Genomic DNA, 15992 nt, shown 5'->3' on the forward strand with positions numbered 1-15992 from the left:
AGTGGTTCAGGCGCGCGCTTGAGACTGCAGGTAGTTCTCCAGTCCAATGGATTTGATCAGGCCCAGCTGCTTCTCAAGCCAGTATGTATGGTCTTCCTCCGTGTCGCTCAGCTGCACTCGCAGAATCTCACGGCTCACGTAGTCGCCGTGCAGCTCGCAGAGCGCGATACCCTTGCGCAATGCCTCGCGCACTTTGTACTCCAGGCGCAAGTCACTTTCGAACATGGTCGGCACACTGGTGCCAACATCCAGGTCATCAGGCCGCATGCGGGGCGTGCCTTCAAGCATCAGGATGCGACGCATCAAGGCGTCAGCGTGCTGCGCCTCTTCTTCCATCTCGTGGTTCATACGCTCGTAGAGAGCAGTAAAGCCCCAGTCTTCGTACATACGCGAGTGAACGAAGTACTGATCGCGGGCCGCCAGCTCGCCGGTCAACAGCGTGTTGAGGTAATCGATGACATCTGGATGACCTTGCATGGGGCCACATCTCCACAAGTTGCAAAGTCGATATTGTGAACCAAGGGATTGCTCAGGTCACCTGCCATGCGGTGATATCAGGCTAAAATTCGCCGAAAAATATGCTTAAAAACGCGAAAACCGCCCAATTGAGGGCGGTTCTCCTTATCGTTGCGAATACGGTACGCGTTACGCCAGGCTAACACCCAGTTTATCGGCGATACCTAGGCCATAAGCGGGGTCTGCTTTGTAGAAGTGCTGCAGCTGCCGCTGAAGCACATCCGGGCTGACCCCAGCCATTGCGCCGGCGATGTTGCTGATCAGAAGTGCCCGTTGTTCATCACTCATCAGGCGGAACAGCGCACCTGCGTGGCTGTAGTAATCACCGTCCTCACGATGGTCCCAACGGCCTGCAGCACCACTGAGGGCCAACGGCGGCTCAGAGTAGCGTGGCGCTTGCTTGGGGGCGTTCGCATAACTGTTGGGTTCGTAATTCGGGGTACCGCCGCCATTACTGCCCAAGGCCATCGCGCCGTCACGCTGATAACTGTTCACTGGGGATTTAGGGGCATTTACCGGCAGTTGCTGGTGGTTGGTACCCACGCGATAACGATGCGCATCGGCGTAGGCAAATACCCGGCCCTGTAACATACGATCTGGCGAAAGGCCGACACCTGGCACCACGTTGCTTGGAGCAAAAGCCGCCTGCTCGACTTCAGCAAAGTAATTTTGGGGGTTGCGATTCAGCTCGAGAATCCCGACCTCGATCAACGGATATTCTTTCTGGGACCAGGTCTTGGTGACGTCAAAGGGGTTCTCATGATGAGCTTGGGCCTGCGCCTCGCTCATGATCTGGACGCAGGCACGCCATTTTGGAAAGTCATTGGAGTCGATGGCGCTGAACAGGTCGCGCTGAGCGTAATCCGGATCTGTGCCGGCCAGGCGCGCAGCTTCTGCCGGAGCGAGGTTCTTGATGCCTTGCTGGCTCTTGAAGTGCCATTTGACCCAGTGCCGCTCTCCATCCTGGTTGATCAGGCTGAAAGTATGGCTGCCAAACCCGTGCATGTGGCGGTAGCCATCAGGAATGCCGCGATCGGAGAAAAGAATGGTGACCTGGTGAGTGGCTTCCGGCGAGTGCGACCAGAAGTCCCACATCATCTGGGCACTCTTCATGTTGGTCTGCGGATGGCGCTTCTGAGTGTGAATGAAATCGGGAAACTTCAGCGGGTCGCGGATGAAGAACACCGGGGTGTTGTTGCCCACGATGTCCCAGTTACCTTCTTCGGTGTAGAACTTGACTGCGAAACCCCGCGGGTCGCGCTCAGTGTCGGCCGAGCCTCGCTCGCCACCTACCGTGGAAAAACGCAGGAGCACTTCGGTCTGCTTGCCAATTTCACTGAAAAGCTTGGCGCAAGAGTAACGGGTAATATCGGCGGTTACCGTAAAGGTACCGAAGGCTGCTGACCCCTTGGCATGTACACGGCGCTCGGGGATATTTTCACGGTTGAAGTGAGCCAACTTCTCGATCAGGTGGAAGTCGTCGAGCAAGAGCGGGCCACGTGGGCCGGCGCTGCGGGAGTTCTGGTTGTCTGCGACTGGGGCGCCGCTGGCGGTGGTCAGGATCTTTCCCTGGCTCATGCTGAATTCGTCCTCTATCAGGTGGCTCTAGCGAGCGGCCTACACTGCCGCATGGGCCCAGTATATGGAGCCTGGATAGAAGCTCTAATTTATTAAGCCACTGCGCCTGATAGATTTAATTTTGGGAAATAAAAAACCGGGCCTAGGCCCGGTTCTTTATTTCTGAGTGGCGCGTGCCTTACTCAGCAGCTTCCACGGTACCAGCGACCGGACGGTCAACCAGTTCCACATAAGCCATAGGTGCGTTGTCACCAGCACGGAAACCGCACTTGAGGATACGCAGGTAGCCACCGTTACGGTTGGCATAGCGAACGCCCAGCTCTTTGAAGAGCTTGCCGACTGCTTCTTTCGAACGGGTACGGTCGAAAGCCAGGCGGCGGTTGGCGACGCTGTCTACCTTGGCCAGGGTGATCAGCGGCTCGGCAACGCGGCGCAGTTCCTTGGCTTTCGGCAGGGTAGTTTTGATCAGCTCGTGTTCGAACAGCGACACCGCCATGTTTTGGAACATGGCTTTGCGGTGCGAACTGGTGCGGCTCAGGTGACGACCACTCTTACGATGACGCATGGTGAATTCCTTACCGAAACTCTACGTTCGGTGATTACGACGATCAGGCCGTAGCCTTGTCGTCCTTCTTAAGACTTGCAGGCGGCCAGTTGTCGAGGCGCATGCCGAGGGAAAGACCGCGGGAGGCCAGAACGTCCTTGATTTCGGTCAGGGACTTCTTGCCAAGGTTCGGAGTCTTCAACAGTTCTACTTCAGTGCGCTGAATCAGGTCACCGATGTAGTAAATGTTTTCCGCCTTAAGGCAGTTCGCCGAACGAACAGTCAGTTCCAAATCATCTACCGGGCGCAGCAGGATCGGATCGATCTCGTCTTCCTGCTCTACCACCACTGGTTCGCTGTCGCCTTTGAGGTCGACGAACGCGGCCAACTGCTGTTGCAGGATGGTCGCGGCACGGCGGATAGCCTCTTCAGGGTCCAGGGTACCGTTGGTTTCCAGGTCAATGACCAGCTTGTCCAGGTTGGTACGCTGCTCAACACGGGCGTTCTCGACCACATAGGCGATACGACGCACCGGGCTGAACGAGGCGTCCAGCTGCAGACGGCCGATGCTACGGCTCTCGTCTTCGTCGCTCTGGCGAGCGTCGGCCGGCTCGTAACCACGACCCCGGGCAACGACGAGCTTCATGTTCAGCGCGCCGTTGGAAGCCAGGTTCGCAATCACGTGCTCGGGATTGACGATCTCGACATCATGATCCAGCTGGATATCGGCAGCGGTAACCACCCCCGAACCTTTTTTCGACAAGGTCAGCGTCACTTCGTCACGACCGTGCAGCTTGATCGCGAGGCCTTTCAGGTTCAGAAGGATCTCGATGACATCTTCCTGAACACCCTCGATGGCGCTGTACTCATGGAGTACGCCATCGATCTCTGGCTTCTACGACTGCACAGCCAGGCATGGAGGACAACAGGATGCGACGCAGCGCGTTGCCCAGAGTGTGACCGAAACCGCGCTCGAGAGGCTCGAGCGTGATCTTGGCGCGGGTTGGGCTGACGACCTGCACATCAATATGGCGGGGCGTCAGAAACTCATTTACCGAAATCTGCATGGATGCACCTACTTTCTAGCCCTTACTTGGAGTAGAGCTCGACGATCAGGTTTTCGTTGATGTCGGCGGACAGATCAGCGCGAGCCGGGACGTTTTTGAACACGCCGGATTTCTTCTCGCTGTCTACATCGACCCACTCAACGCGGCCACGCTGGGCGTTCAGTTCAAGGGCTTGAACAATACGCAGCTGGTTCTTCGATTTCTCGCGAACGGCCACTACATCACCTGGACGAACCTGATACGACGGAACGTTTACAGTAACGCCATTGACGCTGATCGCCTTGTGCGAAACCAGCTGGCGGGACTCGGCGCGGGTAGCACCAAAGCCCATACGGTAAACGACGTTATCCAGACGGCACTCAAGCAGTTGCAGCAGGTTTTCGCCAGTGGCGCCTTTTCTGCTGGCAGCCAGTTTGTAGTAACCGCTGAACTGGCGCTCGAGAACACCATAGATGCGACGAACTTTCTGTTTCTCGCGCAGCTGGGTGCCGTAGTCGGACTGACGGCCACGGCGTTGGCCGTGAATACCCGGTGCGGTTTCGATATTGCACTTCGATTCCAGAGCGCGAACGCCGCTCTTCAGGAACAGGTCAGTGCCTTCACGACGAGACAGTTTGCATTTTGGACCAATGTAACGTGCCATTTTCTACTGTCTCCTGGATTACACGCGACGCTTCTTCGAAGGACGGCACCCGTTATGCGGGATTGGCGTCACATCGGTGATGCTGGCGATTTTATAGCCGCAGCTGTTCAAAGCACGAACAGCAGACTCACGGCCTGGGCCTGGACCTTTGACGTTGACGTCGAGGTTCTTCAGACCGTATTCCAGGGCAGCCTGGCCAGCACGCTCTGCAGCCACTTGGGCAGCGAACGGGGTGGATTTGCGGGAGCCACGGAAGCCCGAACCACCGGAGGTCGCCCACGACAGAGCGTTGCCCTGACGGTCGGTGATGGTCACGATGGTGTTGTTGAAAGACGCATGGATGTGGGCGATGCCATCAACCACTGTCTTTTTGACTTTCTTACGAGGACGAGCAGCAGGTTTTGCCATGTCTAAATTCCTGTCGATTCGCTGGTGCGATTACTTGCGGATCGGCTTGCGTGGGCCCTTGCGGGTACGCGCGTTGGTCTTGGTACGCTGACCGCGAACCGGCAGACCACGGCGATGACGCAGGCCGCGGTAGCAACCCAGATCCATCAAGCGTTTGATCTTCATGTTGATGTCACGGCGCAGATCACCTTCGGTGGTGATCTTGGCGACTTCGCCACGCAGCTGTTCGATTTGCTCGTCGCTCAGATCCTTGATCTTCGCGGCTGGGTTGACCACCAGCGTCTGCACAGATTTTCTGGGCAGTAGTGCGCCCTACACCATAGATGTAGGTCAGCGAGATAACAGTATGCTTGTTATCTGGAATGTTAACGCCTGCAATACGGGCCATTCAGTGGGACTCCAATTGACAGCTACCTACGCCCCGGAAGCCAAGAAATAGGGCGCGAGATAATATCGCTGTAGTAACAAATAATCAACCCAGCAGCACACTAGCTGCTGGGTTTGGGCACAGCTCACACTCAGCCTTGGCGCTGTTTGTGGCGTGGTTCCGCGCTGCAGATCACTCGCACGATACCTTCACGGCGGATAATCTTGCAGTTGCGGCACAGCTTTTTCACCGATGCGCGAACTTTCATCACCAACTCCTCGAACCTTACGGGTCACTGTAGCGCAGCAGACTGCTGCCGCCGTAGCCCTTCAGGTTGGCTTTCTTCATCAGGGATTCGTACTGGTGAGACACGAGGTGGGATTGTACTTGGGCCATAAAGTCCATCACAACCACGACCACGATCAGCAACGAGGTCCCGCCAAGGTAGAACGGAACGTTTGCTGCTACCACCAGGAACTGGGGAACCAGGCACACGGCCGTCATGTATAGAGCACCGAACATGGTCAAGCGGGTCAGAACGCCATCAATATAGCGCGCCGACTGCTCGCCCGGACGGATACCCGGAATAAAGGCACCGGATTTCTTCAGGTTCTCCGCTACGTCTTTTCGGGTTGAACATCAATGCCGTGTAGAAGAAGCAGAAGAAGATGATCCCTGCACTAAACAGCAGAATGTTCAACGGCTGACCAGGAGCGATCGACTGCGAAAGGTCCTGCAGCCAGCCCATACCTTCGGACTGACCGAACCAGGCGCCCAGCGAAGCCGGGAACAGCAAGATGCTGCTTGCGAAGATGGCCGGAATAACGCCTGCCATGTTCACTTTCAGCGGCAAGTGGCTCCGTTGCTCGGCAAAGACCTTGCGGCCCTGCTGGCGCTTGGCGTAGTGCACCGCAATGCGACGCTGGCCACGCTCGATGAAGACCACGAAACCGATGATCGCTACTGCAACCAGACCCACAGCAATCAGGGCGAAGATATTGATATCGCCCTGACGGGCAGACTCGAAAGACTGCCCAACTGCACGTGGCAAGCCAGCGACGATGCCTGAGAAAATCAGCATCGAGATGCCATTGCCCACGCCGCGCTCAGTGATCTGTTCGCCGAGCCACATCATGAACAGTGCGCCGGCCACGAAGGTCGACACCGCCACGAAATAGAACGCGAACCCACCAGCGAACGCAACGCCCTGGTTGGCCAAACCAATGGACATGCCAATGGCCTGGACCAATGCCAGCACTACGGTGCCATAGCGGGTGTACTGGCTGATCTTGCGACGGCCAGCTTCACCTTCCTTCTTCAACTGCTCCAGTTGCGGGCTGATCGCGGTCATGAGCTGCATGATGATCGACGCCGAAATGTACGGCATGATCCCCAGTGCAAAGATACTCATGCGCTCCAGCGCGCCGCCGGAAAACATGTTGAAAAGGCTAAGAATGGTCCCCTCATTCTGTCGGAACAGATCCGCCAGGCGGTCCGGGTTGATGCCGGGCACCGGGATGTGTGCGCCGATCCTGTAGACGATAATCGCCAGGAACAGGAAACGCAGACGAGCCCAGAGTTCGGACAACCCGCCCTTGCCGAGCGCAGAGAGAGCACCTTGCTTAGCCATTTATTCCTCGAACTTGCCGCCAGCTGCTTCGATAGCCGCACGCGCACCTTTGGTGGCGCCGATACCTTTCAGAGTCACTGCACGAGTAACTTCGCCGGACAGCACGACTTTCACGCGCTGAACGTTCTGGTTGATAACGTTGGCTTCCTTCAGAGACTGAACAGAAACCACATCACCTTCCACCTTGGCCAGCTCGGAGGTGCGCACTTCGGCGCGATCCATAGCCTTCAAGGAGACGAAGCCAAACTTCGGCAGACGACGGTGCAGAGGTTGTTGACCACCCTCGAAGCCCGGAGCGATAGAGCCGCCGGAACGGGAAGTCTGGCCTTTATGGCCGCGACCACCGGTTTTACCCAGGCCGCTACCGATACCGCGACCAGGACGGTGCTTCTCGGGACGAGAACCCGGAGCCGGGCTCAGATCATTGAGTTTCATCGATTAACCCTCGACGCGCAGCAGGTAGTAAGCCTTGTTGATCATCCCGCGATTTTCCGGGGTGTCCTGGACTTCTACGGTGTGACCAATGCGGCGCAGACCCAGACCCTTAACGCACAGTTTGTGGTTGGGCAGGCGGCCAGCAGTGCTTTTAATCAGAGTAACCTTGACGGTAGCCATGATCAGAGAATCTCCTCAACACTCTTGCCACGCTTGGCGGCGATGGAATCAGGAGACTGCATGGCTTTCAAGCCGTTGAAAGTGGCGTGAACCACGTTCACCGGGTTGGTGGAGCCATAGCACTTGGCCAGAACGTTCTGCACACCGGCGACTTCCAGAACGGCGCGCATTGCACCGCCGGCGATGATGCCGGTACCTTCCGAAGCAGGCTGCATGTACACCTTCGAGGCGCCGTGAGCGGCCTTGGTGGCGTATTGCAGAGTAGTGCCTTTCAGGTCTACCTGAATCATGTTGCGGCGTGCAGCTTCCATCGCTTTCTGGATGGCAGCAGGCACTTCGCGGGATTTGCCACGGCCGAAGCCGACGCGACCCTTGCCATCACCTACCACGGTCAATGCGGTAAAGGTGAAGATACGGCCGCCTTTGACGGTCTTGGCTACGCGGTTAACCTGAACCAGCTTCTCGATGTAGCCTTCGTCGCGTTTTTGCTCGTTGTTCGACATAACTTAGAACTCCAGCCCGCCTTCACGAGCACCATCAGCCAGTGCTTTGACACGGCCATGGTACTTGAAGCCGGAACGGTCGAAAGCGACTTGAGAAATACCGGCGGCCTTAGCACGCTCGGCAACCAGCTTGCCAACCTTGGTGGCGGCATCGACGTTGCCGGTAGCACCGTCACGCAGCTCTTTGTCCAAAGTCGAAGCACTGGCCAGGACTTTGCTGCCGTCGGCCGAGATGACCTGGGCGTAGATATGCTGCGAAGAGCGGTACACGCACAGACGCACGGTTTCGAAGCTCGTGCATTTTCAGGCGTGCTTTGCGAGCGCGACGCAGACGAGTAACTTTTTTGTCGGTCATTTGCTAGGCCCTGACTTCTTCTTGGCTTCTTTACGGCGGACGACTTCATCCGCGTAACGGACACCCTTGCCTTTGTACGGCTCTGGACGGCGGAAGTCGCGGATTTCCGCGGCAACCTGGCCCACGAGCTGCTTGTCGACACCTTTGATGACGATGTCAGTCTGGCTTGGGGTTTCAGCGGATACACCTTGTGGCAGTTCATATTCCACAGGGTGAGAGAAGCCCAGCGACAGCGACAGAACCTGGCCTTTAGCCTGAGCCTTGTAGCCCACACCAACCAGTTGCAGCTTACGCTCGAAGCCTTGGCTTACGCCCATAACCATGTTGTTCACCAGTGCACGGGTAGTACCGGCCATGGCGCGGGTCTGCTGATCGCCATTGCGGCCAGCGAAACGCAGTTCGCCACCTTCCTGGGTCACTTCAACCGAGTTATGAACATTCAGTTCCAGAGTGCCCTTGGCACCCTTGATCGACAGCTGCTGACCGGCGAATTTTACTTCAACGCCAGAGGGCACCTTGACGGGGTTTTTAGCAACGCGAGACATGCTTGGCTCCCCTTAGAACACGGTGCAGAGCACTTCGCCGCCGACACCGGCAGCGCGCGCAGCGCGATCCGTCATCACACCTTTGTTGGTGGAGACGATGGAAACGCCGAGGCCGCCGCGTACTTTCGGCAGGTCTTCGACAGCTTTGTATTGACGCAGGCCAGGGCGACTAACGCGCTTGACCTCTTCGATGACCGGACGGCCTTCGAAGTATTTCAGCTCGAGGGACAGCGATGGCTTCGCGTCGCCAGTGACCTGATAACCCGCGATGTAGCCTTCGTCTTTGAGAACTTTGGCAACAGCTACCTTCAGTTTGGAAGAAGGCATGCTTACAACGGACTTTTCAGCCATCTGGGCATTACGGATGCGAGTTAGCATGTCCGCTAACGGGTCCTGCATACTCATGGGCTAGATGCTCCTGATACAAGATAAACGAGCCTTGCGGCTGCATAGATCGCCCGAACGGCCACGGCAACGATGCCCGGGCTCGGGCGAGCCGATCATTCTAGAGATACCCCGGAAACGAATCAAGCCCCACAAGGGGCTTGATCGTAGATAGCGGAAGCTGGCGGACGAATGGCCCGCCAGCCAACGACTTACCAGCTGGCTTTGACCAGGCCTGGTACGTCGCCGCGCATTGCAGCTTCGCGCAGCTTGTTACGCGAGAGGCCGAACTTACGGTATACACCGTGAGGACGACCGGTCAGGCGGCAACGGTTACGCATGCGCGAGGCGCTGGCGTCACGTGGTTGCTTCTGCAGTGCGATGGTAGCGTTCCAGCGCTCTTCCGGAGTAGCTTCCAGATTCACGATGGTTGCTTTCAGCGCAGCGCGCTTGACTGCGAACTTGGCGACCGTCTTCTGGCGCTTCAGCTCACGGTTTTTCATGCTCTTCTTAGCCATTATCCGACTCCAATCAGTTGCGGAACGGGAACTTGAATGCACGCAGCAGAGCGCGGCCTTCTTCGTCCGTACGAGCAGTGGTGGTCAGGGTAATGTCCAGACCGCGAAGAGCATCGATCTTGTCGTAATCGATTTCCGGGAAGATGATCTGCTCTTTGACACCCATGCTGTAGTTGCCACGGCCATCGAAGGACTTGGCATTCAGGCCGCGGAAGTCGCGGACCCGAGGCAGGGAGATCGACAGCAGACGATCCAGGAACTCATACATACGTTCGCGACGCAGAGTCACCTTGACACCAATCGGCCAGCCTTCACGAACCTTGAAGCCTGCAATCGAGTTGCGAGCGTAGGTCACGATCGGCTTTTGACCGGTGATTTTTTCCAGGTCGGCAACAGCGTGCTCAATGACTTTCTTGTCACCGATCGCCTCGCCCAGACCCATGTTCAGGGTGATTTTGGTAACGCGCGGAACTTCCATCACGTTTGCCAGCTTAAGTTCTTCCTTAAGCTTGGGCGCGATTTCCTTCCGGTAAATCTCTTTCAGTCGTGCCATGGTCATTTACCTAGCAGTGTTCAAGCATCAACCGCTTTTTGGGTCGACTTGAAGACACGAATTTTCTTACCGTCTTCGACTTTGAAACCAACGCGGTCAGCCTTGTTGGTCTCGCCATTGAAAATGGCAACGTTGGAAGCGTGCAGCGGCGCCTCTTTCTCGACGATACCGCCTTGAATGCCAGCCATCGGATTCGGCTTGGTATGACGCTTGACCAGGTTGACCCCACCAACGACCAGACGGTCGTCAGCGAGCACCTTCAGCACCTTACCGCGCTTGCCCTTGTCTCTTGCCGGCGATCACGATGATCTCGTCGTCACGACGAATCTTTTGCATGTCGGATCTCCTTACAGCACTTCAGGGGCGAGCGAGACGATCTTCATGAACTTCTCGGAACGAAGTTCACGGGTCACTGGCCCGAAGATACGGGTGCCGATAGGCTCCTGCTTGTTGTTCAGCAGGACCGCGGCGTTGCCGTCGAAGCGGATGATCGAACCATCAGGGCGACGAACGCCATGACGAGTACGAACGACGACCGCTGTCATGACCTGGCCTTTCTTGACCTTGCCACGAGGAATCGCTTCCTTGACGGTTACCTTGATGATGTCACCGATACCGGCGTAACGACGGTGCGAGCCGCCCAGTACCTTGATGCACATGACGCGACGAGCGCCGCTGTTATCGGCCACATCGAGCATCGATTGAGTCTGAATCATAAAATATCTCCGACCCCTAGCCCTTAGACTTCAACAGCGCGCTCAACGACTTCAACCAGAGCCCAGCACTTGGTCTTGGCCATCGGGCGAATTTCCCGGATGGTGACCTTGTCGCCGATGTGGCACTGATTGCTTTCGTCGTGGGCGTGCAGCTTGGTCGAACGCTTGACGTATTTACCGTAGATCGGGTGCTTTACGCGACGCTCGATCAGAACGGTGATGGTTTTGTCCATTTTATCGCTGACGACACGGCCAGTCAGCGTACGGACGGTCTTTTCGGCTTCAGCCATGATCACTTACCTGCCTGCTGGTTAAGCACAGTCTTCACGCGAGCGATGTCACGCTTCACTTGCGAGAGCAGGTGAGACTGCCCCAACTGACCAGTCGCCTTCTGCATACGCAGGTTGAACTGGTCGCGCAGCAAGCCGAGCAGTTGCTCGTTCAGTTGCTGTGCTGATTTCTCACGAAGTTCGTTCGCTTTCATCACATCACCGTCCGCTTAACAAAGGAGGTTGCCAGTGGCAGCTTGGCAGCGGCCAGGGCAAATGCCTCGCGAGCCAGTTGCTCGGAAACACCCTCGATTTCATACAGGACCTTGCCTGGCTGAATCTGGGCAACCCAGTACTCCACGCTACCCTTACCTTTACCCATCCGCACTTCGAGAGGCTTCTTGGTAACCGGCTTGTCCGGGAACACGCGGATCCAGATCTTGCCGCCACGTTTTACGTGACGGGTCAGCGCACGACGCGCGGACTCGATCTGACGAGCGGTGAGACGACCACGAGCGACAGCTTTCAGTGCGAATTCACCGAAGCTGACTTTGCTACCGCGCTGAGCCAGACCACGGTTGTGGCCGGTCATCTGCTTGCGGAATTTTGTACGCTTTGGTTGCAACATTTGGCGTACCCCTTACTTGGCAGCTTTTTTACGAGGCGCTGGTGCTTGAGGCTTCAGCTCTTCCTGGCGACCACCAATCACTTCGCCTTTGAAGATCCAAACCTTTACACCGATCACACCATAAGTGGTGTGAGCTTCGTAGGTTGCATAGTCGATGTCGGCACGCAGGGTGTGCAGAGGCACACGACCTTCGCGATACCATTCAGTACGTGCGATTTCAGCACCGCCGAGACGACCGCTGACCTGGATCTTGATGCCTTTGGCACCAATGCGCATGGCGTTCTGAACGGCGCGCTTCATGGCGCGACGGAACATCACACGACGCTCCAGCTGCTGGGCTACGCTCTGGGCAACCAGCATACCGTCGAGTTCCGGCTTGCGGATCTCTTCGATGTTGATGTGCACAGGCACACCCATTTGCTTGGTCAGGTCCTGACGCAGTTTTTCAACATCCTCACCTTTTTTGCCGATCACGATGCCGGGACGAGCGGTGTGGATGGTGATGCGTGCGGTTTGAGCCGGGCGATGAATATCGATACGGCTAACGGACGCGCTTTTTAGTTTGTCTTGGAGGTACTCACGCGTCTTCAGATCTGCAAGCAGATAATCGGCGTAAGTCTTACCGCCTGCATACCAGACGGAGGTGTGCTCCTTGACGATTCCCAGGCGGATGCCAACGGGATGTACTTTCTGACCCATCTGATCGACTCCGTTACTTGTCCGCAACCTTGACAGTGATATGGCAAGACCGCTTGACGATGCGATCAGCGCGGCCTTTGGCACGCGGCATGATGCGCTTCAGCGAACGCCCTTCGTTGACGAAAACGGTCGAAACCTTGAGGTCATCGACGTCTGCGCCTTCGTTGTGCTCGGCGTTGGCAACGGCCGATTCAAGGACTTTCTTCATGATTTCAGCGGCTTTTTTGCTGCTGAAGGCCAACAGGTTGAGCGCTTCGCCCACCTTCTTCCCGCGGATCTGGTCGGCGACCAAGCGGGCTTTCTGGGCGGAGATTCGAGCGCCCGACAGCTTAGCGGCTACTTCCATTTCCATACCCCTTAGCGCTTGGCTTTCTTGTCAGCTGCGTGCCCGCGATAGGTGCGGGTAGCGGCGAACTCGCCCAGTTTATGGCCAACCATGTCTTCGCTCACCAGCACAGGAACGTGCTGACGACCGTTGTGTACAGCGATGGTCAAACCAACCATTTGCGGCAGGATCATCGAACGACGCGACCAGGTTTTCACCGGTTTGCGATCATTCTTTTCCGCCGCCACTTCGATCTTCTTCAACAGGTGAAGATCGATAAAAGGACCTTTTTTCAGAGAACGTGGCACTGTCGTATCCCTCTATTTACTTGCGACGACGGACGATCATTTTGTCGGTACGCTTGTTCGCACGAGTCTTCGCACCCTTGGTTGGGAAGCCCCATGGCGATACCGGATGACGACCACCGGACGTACGACCTTCACCACCACCATGCGGGTGGTCAACCGGGTTCATGGCAACACCACGAACGGTTGGGCGAACGCCACGCCAGCGTTTGGCACCAGCTTTACCCAGCGAACGCAGGCTGTGCTCGGAGTTCGAGACTTCGCCCAGGGTCGCGCGGCACTCAGCCAGCACTTTACGCATCTCGCCAGAGCGGAGACGCAGGGTCACGTATACACCTTCACGAGCGACCAGCTGAGCCGAAGCACCAGCGGAACGAGCGATCTGAGCACCTTTACCAGGCTTCAGTTCGATCGCGTGAACGGTGGAACCGACTGGAATGTTGCGCAGCTGCAGGGTGTTGCCTGGCTTGATAGGAGCCAGAGCACCCGAGATGACCTGATCGCCAGCGCTGACGCCTTTCGGAGCCAGGATGTAACGACGCTCGCCATCAGCGAACAGAACCAGTGCGATGAAAGCAGTACGGTTCGGATCGTATTCGATACGCTCGACAGTGCCGGCGATGCCGTCTTTGTCGTTGCGACGGAAGTCGACCAGACGATAGTGCTGCTTGTGGCCGCCACCTACGTGACGCGTAGTGATGCGGCCATTGTTGTTACGACCACCAGACTTCGATTTCTTTTCGAGCAGGGCAGCGTGAGGAGCGCCTTTATGCAGCTCCTTGTTGACGACCTTGACCACAAAACGGCGGCCAGCGGAAGTCGGTTTGCATTTAACGATTGCCATGATGCACCCCTTCCTTACTCAGCACTGCTGCTGAAATCGAGATCTTGGCCTGGTTGAAGGGCAACGATGGCCTTCTTCCAGTCATTGCGCTTGCCCAGACCGCGAGCAGTACGCTTGGTCTTACCCAGAACATTCAGGGTAGTGACGCTGGCGACTTTCACGTCGAACAGGCTTTCAACGGCCTTCTTGATTTCCAGCTTGGTAGCATCGGTCGCGACCTTGAAGACGAACTGGCTTTTCTTTTCAGCCAGAACGGTGGCCTTCTCGGAGACGTGCGGGCCAAGCAGAACTTTGAATACGCGTTCCTGGTTCATCCCAGCAGCTCCTCGAATTTCTTCACGGCGGACACGGTGATCAGCACCTTGTCGTAGGCGATCAGGCTGACCGGATCAGAACCCTGGACGTCACGAACGTCAACGTGCGGCAGGTTGCGAGCGGCCAGGTACAGGTTCTGGTCAACGGCTTCGGAAACAATCAGCACGTCGGTCAGGCCCAGACCATTGAGCTTGCCCAGCAGGTCTTTGGTTTTCGGGGCTTCAACAGCGAAGTCCTGAACCACGACCAGGCGATCGGTACGCACGAGCTCAGCGAGGATGGAGCGCAGCGCGGCGCGGTACATCTTCTTGTTGAGCTTTTGCGAGTGATCTTGAGGGCGAGCCGCGAAAGTGGTACCACCGCCACGCCACAGCGGGCTACGGATAGTACCGGCACGGGCGCGACCGGTGCCTTTTTGGCGCCATGGGCGCTTACCGCCACCAGCGACATCCGAACGGCTCTTTTGAGCTTTGCTGCCTTGACGGCCGCCAGCCATGTAAGCGACAACGGCCTGGTGAACCAGGGTCTCGTTGAATTCGCCACCAAAAGTCAGCTCGGAAACTTCGATCGCTTGCGCGTCATTTACATTCAGTTGCATGTCAGTTTCCCCTTAACCGCGAGCCTTAACAGCTGGACGCACAATCACGTCACCGCCAGTTGCACCAGGAACGGCGCCCTTGACCAGCAGCAAATTGCGCTCAGCGTCGACGCGGACAATTTCCAAGGACTGAACGGTCACGCGCTCGGCGCCCATGTGACCGGACATCTTTTTGCCCTTGAATACACGACCAGGAGTCTGGCACTGGCCGATGGAGCCCGGGACGCGGTGGGAAACGGAGTTACCGTGGGTGTTGTCCTGACCGCGGAAGTTCCAGCGCTTGATGGTACCGGCGAAGCCTTTACCTTTGGACTGGCCGGTAACATCTACCATTTGGCCAGCAGCGAACAGGTCTGCCTTGATCAGGTCGCCGGCCTGGTAATCGCCTTCTTCAAGGCGGAATTCCAGGACGCTACGGCCCGCAGCAACGTTTGCCTTAGCGAAATGACCCGCCTGAGCAGCGGTCACGCGCGAAGCACGACGCTCGCCGACAGTCACTTGAACTGCACGGTAGCCATCGGATTCTTCGGTTTTGAACTGGGTGACGCGATTCGGCTCGACCTCGATGACCGTAACCGGAATAGAGACACCATCTTCGGTGAAAATGCGGGTCATGCCGCACTTACGACCGACTACACCAATAGTCATGTTGTAAACCTCATGAGTGTACGGGGCTTTCACCCGCTATGGCCGCCCATTTCAGAGCGTTACACGACCAAGCTTCTGCTTAGCCGAGGCTGATCTGTACTTCCACGCCTGCCGCGAGATCCAGTTTCATCAGCGCATCGACAGTTTTGTCGGTGGGCTGAACGATATCCAGAACGCGCTTGTGGGTGCGAATTTCGTACTGATCGCGCGCGTCTTTGTTGACGTGCGGAGAAACCAGAACGGTAAAACGCTCCTTACGGGTAGGCAGTGGGATCGGACCACGCACTTGTGCACCAGTACGTTTCGCGGTTTCCACGATTTCCTGGGTGGATTGGTCGATCAGGCGATGGTCAAATGCCTTCAACCTGATGCGGATTTGCTGATTTTGCATTGGATTTCAGACTCCAGGCTCATTCCCA

General features: G+C 56.9%; 25 protein-coding genes and 5 pseudogenes. All 30 read right to left on the reverse strand.

Features of this window, described 5'->3' with window-relative positions; all coding sequences use genetic code 11:
• Window positions 1–6: 6 nt before the first annotated feature.
• Complete coding sequence (gene bfr, locus LN139_RS18860; protein ID WP_236355600.1) at window positions 7–477, reverse strand: bacterioferritin; 471 nt, start codon at window positions 475–477, stop codon at window positions 7–9.
• Window positions 478–645: 168 nt separating this feature from the next.
• Window positions 646–2094: a catalase gene (locus tag LN139_RS18865; protein WP_236355601.1), complete on the reverse strand. Its 1449-nt coding sequence runs from the start codon at window positions 2092–2094 to the stop codon at window positions 646–648.
• A 178-nt stretch (window positions 2095–2272) separates the two neighbouring features.
• Window positions 2273–2659, reverse strand: coding sequence for a 50S ribosomal protein L17 (gene rplQ / locus LN139_RS18870; RefSeq protein ID WP_097086956.1), 387 nt, complete (start codon window positions 2657–2659; stop codon window positions 2273–2275).
• Between the two features lie 43 nt (window positions 2660–2702).
• Window positions 2703–3705 (reverse strand): annotated as a pseudogene (locus LN139_RS18875) (DNA-directed RNA polymerase subunit alpha).
• Between the two features lie 22 nt (window positions 3706–3727).
• On the reverse strand, window positions 3728–4348 hold the full coding sequence (gene rpsD / locus LN139_RS18880; RefSeq protein ID WP_236355602.1) for a 30S ribosomal protein S4: 621 nt from the start codon (window positions 4346–4348) through the stop codon (window positions 3728–3730).
• 18 nt (window positions 4349–4366) lie between these two features.
• Entirely contained in the window at window positions 4367–4756 is a 390-nt protein-coding gene (rpsK, locus tag LN139_RS18885; protein WP_236355603.1) for a 30S ribosomal protein S11, read from the reverse strand.
• 30 nt (window positions 4757–4786) lie between these two features.
• Window positions 4787–5144 (reverse strand): annotated as a pseudogene (rpsM, locus tag LN139_RS18890) (30S ribosomal protein S13).
• Between the two features lie 130 nt (window positions 5145–5274).
• Window positions 5275–5391, reverse strand: a complete 117-nt coding sequence (gene rpmJ, locus LN139_RS18895) for a 50S ribosomal protein L36 (RefSeq protein ID WP_011531897.1) — start codon at window positions 5389–5391, stop codon at window positions 5275–5277.
• Between the two features lie 17 nt (window positions 5392–5408).
• Window positions 5409–6753, reverse strand: a pseudogene (gene secY, locus LN139_RS18900) (preprotein translocase subunit SecY).
• Complete coding sequence (gene rplO, locus LN139_RS18905) at window positions 6754–7188, reverse strand: 50S ribosomal protein L15 (protein WP_236355604.1); 435 nt, start codon at window positions 7186–7188, stop codon at window positions 6754–6756. It lies immediately after the preceding pseudogene.
• A gap of 3 nt (window positions 7189–7191) precedes the next feature.
• On the reverse strand, window positions 7192–7368 hold the full coding sequence (gene rpmD, locus LN139_RS18910) for a 50S ribosomal protein L30 (protein ID WP_097086946.1): 177 nt from the start codon (window positions 7366–7368) through the stop codon (window positions 7192–7194).
• A 2-nt stretch (window positions 7369–7370) separates the two neighbouring features.
• Window positions 7371–7871, reverse strand: coding sequence for a 30S ribosomal protein S5 (gene rpsE, locus LN139_RS18915; protein WP_097086944.1), 501 nt, complete (start codon window positions 7869–7871; stop codon window positions 7371–7373).
• Window positions 7872–7874: 3 nt separating this feature from the next.
• Window positions 7875–8226 (reverse strand): annotated as a pseudogene (gene rplR, locus LN139_RS18920) (50S ribosomal protein L18).
• Window positions 8223–8771 carry a 50S ribosomal protein L6 gene (gene rplF / locus LN139_RS18925; protein WP_236355605.1) on the reverse strand — a complete coding sequence of 183 codons (549 nt, stop codon included), beginning with the start codon at window positions 8769–8771 and terminating at the stop codon, window positions 8223–8225. Before rplF ends, rplR begins: the two are co-directional and overlap by 4 nt.
• A 12-nt stretch (window positions 8772–8783) precedes the next feature.
• On the reverse strand, window positions 8784–9176 hold the full coding sequence (gene rpsH, locus LN139_RS18930) for a 30S ribosomal protein S8 (protein ID WP_097086939.1): 393 nt from the start codon (window positions 9174–9176) through the stop codon (window positions 8784–8786).
• Window positions 9177–9367: 191 nt separating this feature from the next.
• Window positions 9368–9673: a 30S ribosomal protein S14 gene (gene rpsN / locus LN139_RS18935; RefSeq protein ID WP_236355606.1), complete on the reverse strand. Its 306-nt coding sequence runs from the start codon at window positions 9671–9673 to the stop codon at window positions 9368–9370.
• A gap of 13 nt (window positions 9674–9686) precedes the next feature.
• On the reverse strand, window positions 9687–10226 hold the full coding sequence (rplE, locus tag LN139_RS18940; protein WP_236355607.1) for a 50S ribosomal protein L5: 540 nt from the start codon (window positions 10224–10226) through the stop codon (window positions 9687–9689).
• 20 nt (window positions 10227–10246) lie between these two features.
• Window positions 10247–10562: pseudogene (gene rplX, locus LN139_RS18945) on the reverse strand (50S ribosomal protein L24).
• Window positions 10563–10573: 11 nt separating this feature from the next.
• The gene (rplN, locus tag LN139_RS18950; protein WP_003289207.1) at window positions 10574–10942 is read right to left on the reverse strand and encodes a 50S ribosomal protein L14; all 369 of its coding nucleotides are present in this window, start codon (window positions 10940–10942) and stop codon (window positions 10574–10576) included.
• A 23-nt stretch (window positions 10943–10965) separates the two neighbouring features.
• Window positions 10966–11232, reverse strand: coding sequence for a 30S ribosomal protein S17 (gene rpsQ / locus LN139_RS18955; protein WP_236355608.1), 267 nt, complete (start codon window positions 11230–11232; stop codon window positions 10966–10968).
• Between the two features lie 2 nt (window positions 11233–11234).
• Window positions 11235–11426, reverse strand: coding sequence for a 50S ribosomal protein L29 (gene rpmC, locus LN139_RS18960; RefSeq protein ID WP_002555481.1), 192 nt, complete (start codon window positions 11424–11426; stop codon window positions 11235–11237).
• Complete coding sequence (rplP, locus tag LN139_RS18965; protein WP_097086931.1) at window positions 11426–11839, reverse strand: 50S ribosomal protein L16; 414 nt, start codon at window positions 11837–11839, stop codon at window positions 11426–11428. The genes rpmC and rplP overlap by 1 nt, the downstream gene beginning before the upstream one ends.
• Window positions 11840–11851: 12 nt before the next feature.
• Window positions 11852–12538, reverse strand: coding sequence for a 30S ribosomal protein S3 (gene rpsC / locus LN139_RS18970; protein WP_097086930.1), 687 nt, complete (start codon window positions 12536–12538; stop codon window positions 11852–11854).
• 13 nt (window positions 12539–12551) lie between these two features.
• Entirely contained in the window at window positions 12552–12884 is a 333-nt protein-coding gene (gene rplV / locus LN139_RS18975; protein ID WP_003103908.1) for a 50S ribosomal protein L22, read from the reverse strand.
• Window positions 12885–12895: 11 nt separating this feature from the next.
• A complete protein-coding gene (gene rpsS, locus LN139_RS18980) occupies window positions 12896–13171 on the reverse strand; it encodes a 30S ribosomal protein S19 (RefSeq protein WP_097086928.1) in 276 nt (91 codons plus the stop codon).
• Between the two features lie 16 nt (window positions 13172–13187).
• A complete protein-coding gene (rplB, locus tag LN139_RS18985) occupies window positions 13188–14012 on the reverse strand; it encodes a 50S ribosomal protein L2 (protein WP_097086925.1) in 825 nt (274 codons plus the stop codon).
• A 14-nt stretch (window positions 14013–14026) separates the two neighbouring features.
• On the reverse strand, window positions 14027–14326 hold the full coding sequence (gene rplW, locus LN139_RS18990; protein WP_097086923.1) for a 50S ribosomal protein L23: 300 nt from the start codon (window positions 14324–14326) through the stop codon (window positions 14027–14029).
• Entirely contained in the window at window positions 14323–14925 is a 603-nt protein-coding gene (rplD, locus tag LN139_RS18995) for a 50S ribosomal protein L4 (protein ID WP_097086921.1), read from the reverse strand. The genes rplW and rplD overlap by 4 nt, the downstream gene beginning before the upstream one ends.
• Window positions 14926–14937: 12 nt before the next feature.
• On the reverse strand, window positions 14938–15573 hold the full coding sequence (gene rplC / locus LN139_RS19000) for a 50S ribosomal protein L3 (RefSeq protein WP_236355609.1): 636 nt from the start codon (window positions 15571–15573) through the stop codon (window positions 14938–14940).
• Between the two features lie 79 nt (window positions 15574–15652).
• A complete protein-coding gene (rpsJ, locus tag LN139_RS19005) occupies window positions 15653–15964 on the reverse strand; it encodes a 30S ribosomal protein S10 (protein ID WP_003186070.1) in 312 nt (103 codons plus the stop codon).
• Between the last annotated feature and the right edge of the window lie 28 nt (window positions 15965–15992).

The organism is Pseudomonas sp. KNUC1026, from assembly GCF_021650705.1.
GTDB lineage: Bacteria > Pseudomonadota > Gammaproteobacteria > Pseudomonadales > Pseudomonadaceae > Aquipseudomonas.

What these genes read in the sequence shown, in the direction of transcription:
- bfr (WP_236355600.1), bottom strand. Translation starts at nt 477, where the DNA reads ATGCAAGGTCATCCAGATGTCATCGATTACCTCAACACGCTGTTGACC.
- LN139_RS18865 (WP_236355601.1), bottom strand. Translation starts at nt 2,094, where the DNA reads ATGAGCCAGGGAAAGATCCTGACCACCGCCAGCGGCGCCCCAGTCGCA.
- rplQ (WP_097086956.1), bottom strand. Translation starts at nt 2,659, where the DNA reads ATGCGTCATCGTAAGAGTGGTCGTCACCTGAGCCGCACCAGTTCGCAC.
- rpsD (WP_236355602.1), bottom strand. Translation starts at nt 4,348, where the DNA reads ATGGCACGTTACATTGGTCCAAAATGCAAACTGTCTCGTCGTGAAGGC.
- rpsK (WP_236355603.1), bottom strand. Translation starts at nt 4,756, where the DNA reads ATGGCAAAACCTGCTGCTCGTCCTCGTAAGAAAGTCAAAAAGACAGTG.
- rpmJ (WP_011531897.1), bottom strand. Translation starts at nt 5,391, where the DNA reads ATGAAAGTTCGCGCATCGGTGAAAAAGCTGTGCCGCAACTGCAAGATT.
- rplO (WP_236355604.1), bottom strand. Translation starts at nt 7,188, where the DNA reads ATGAAACTCAATGATCTGAGCCCGGCTCCGGGTTCTCGTCCCGAGAAG.
- rpmD (WP_097086946.1), bottom strand. Translation starts at nt 7,368, where the DNA reads ATGGCTACCGTCAAGGTTACTCTGATTAAAAGCACTGCTGGCCGCCTG.
- rpsE (WP_097086944.1), bottom strand. Translation starts at nt 7,871, where the DNA reads ATGTCGAACAACGAGCAAAAACGCGACGAAGGCTACATCGAGAAGCTG.
- rplF (WP_236355605.1), bottom strand. Translation starts at nt 8,771, where the DNA reads ATGTCTCGCGTTGCTAAAAACCCCGTCAAGGTGCCCTCTGGCGTTGAA.
- rpsH (WP_097086939.1), bottom strand. Translation starts at nt 9,176, where the DNA reads ATGAGTATGCAGGACCCGTTAGCGGACATGCTAACTCGCATCCGTAAT.
- rpsN (WP_236355606.1), bottom strand. Translation starts at nt 9,673, where the DNA reads ATGGCTAAGAAGAGCATGAAAAACCGTGAGCTGAAGCGCCAGAAGACG.
- rplE (WP_236355607.1), bottom strand. Translation starts at nt 10,226, where the DNA reads ATGGCACGACTGAAAGAGATTTACCGGAAGGAAATCGCGCCCAAGCTT.
- rplN (WP_003289207.1), bottom strand. Translation starts at nt 10,942, where the DNA reads ATGATTCAGACTCAATCGATGCTCGATGTGGCCGATAACAGCGGCGCT.
- rpsQ (WP_236355608.1), bottom strand. Translation starts at nt 11,232, where the DNA reads ATGGCTGAAGCCGAAAAGACCGTCCGTACGCTGACTGGCCGTGTCGTC.
- rpmC (WP_002555481.1), bottom strand. Translation starts at nt 11,426, where the DNA reads ATGAAAGCGAACGAACTTCGTGAGAAATCAGCACAGCAACTGAACGAG.
- rplP (WP_097086931.1), bottom strand. Translation starts at nt 11,839, where the DNA reads ATGTTGCAACCAAAGCGTACAAAATTCCGCAAGCAGATGACCGGCCAC.
- rpsC (WP_097086930.1), bottom strand. Translation starts at nt 12,538, where the DNA reads ATGGGTCAGAAAGTACATCCCGTTGGCATCCGCCTGGGAATCGTCAAG.
- rplV (WP_003103908.1), bottom strand. Translation starts at nt 12,884, where the DNA reads ATGGAAGTAGCCGCTAAGCTGTCGGGCGCTCGAATCTCCGCCCAGAAA.
- rplB (WP_097086925.1), bottom strand. Translation starts at nt 14,012, where the DNA reads ATGGCAATCGTTAAATGCAAACCGACTTCCGCTGGCCGCCGTTTTGTG.
- rplW (WP_097086923.1), bottom strand. Translation starts at nt 14,326, where the DNA reads ATGAACCAGGAACGCGTATTCAAAGTTCTGCTTGGCCCGCACGTCTCC.
- rplD (WP_097086921.1), bottom strand. Translation starts at nt 14,925, where the DNA reads ATGCAACTGAATGTAAATGACGCGCAAGCGATCGAAGTTTCCGAGCTG.
- rplC (WP_236355609.1), bottom strand. Translation starts at nt 15,573, where the DNA reads ATGACTATTGGTGTAGTCGGTCGTAAGTGCGGCATGACCCGCATTTTC.
- rpsJ (WP_003186070.1), bottom strand. Translation starts at nt 15,964, where the DNA reads ATGCAAAATCAGCAAATCCGCATCAGGTTGAAGGCATTTGACCATCGC.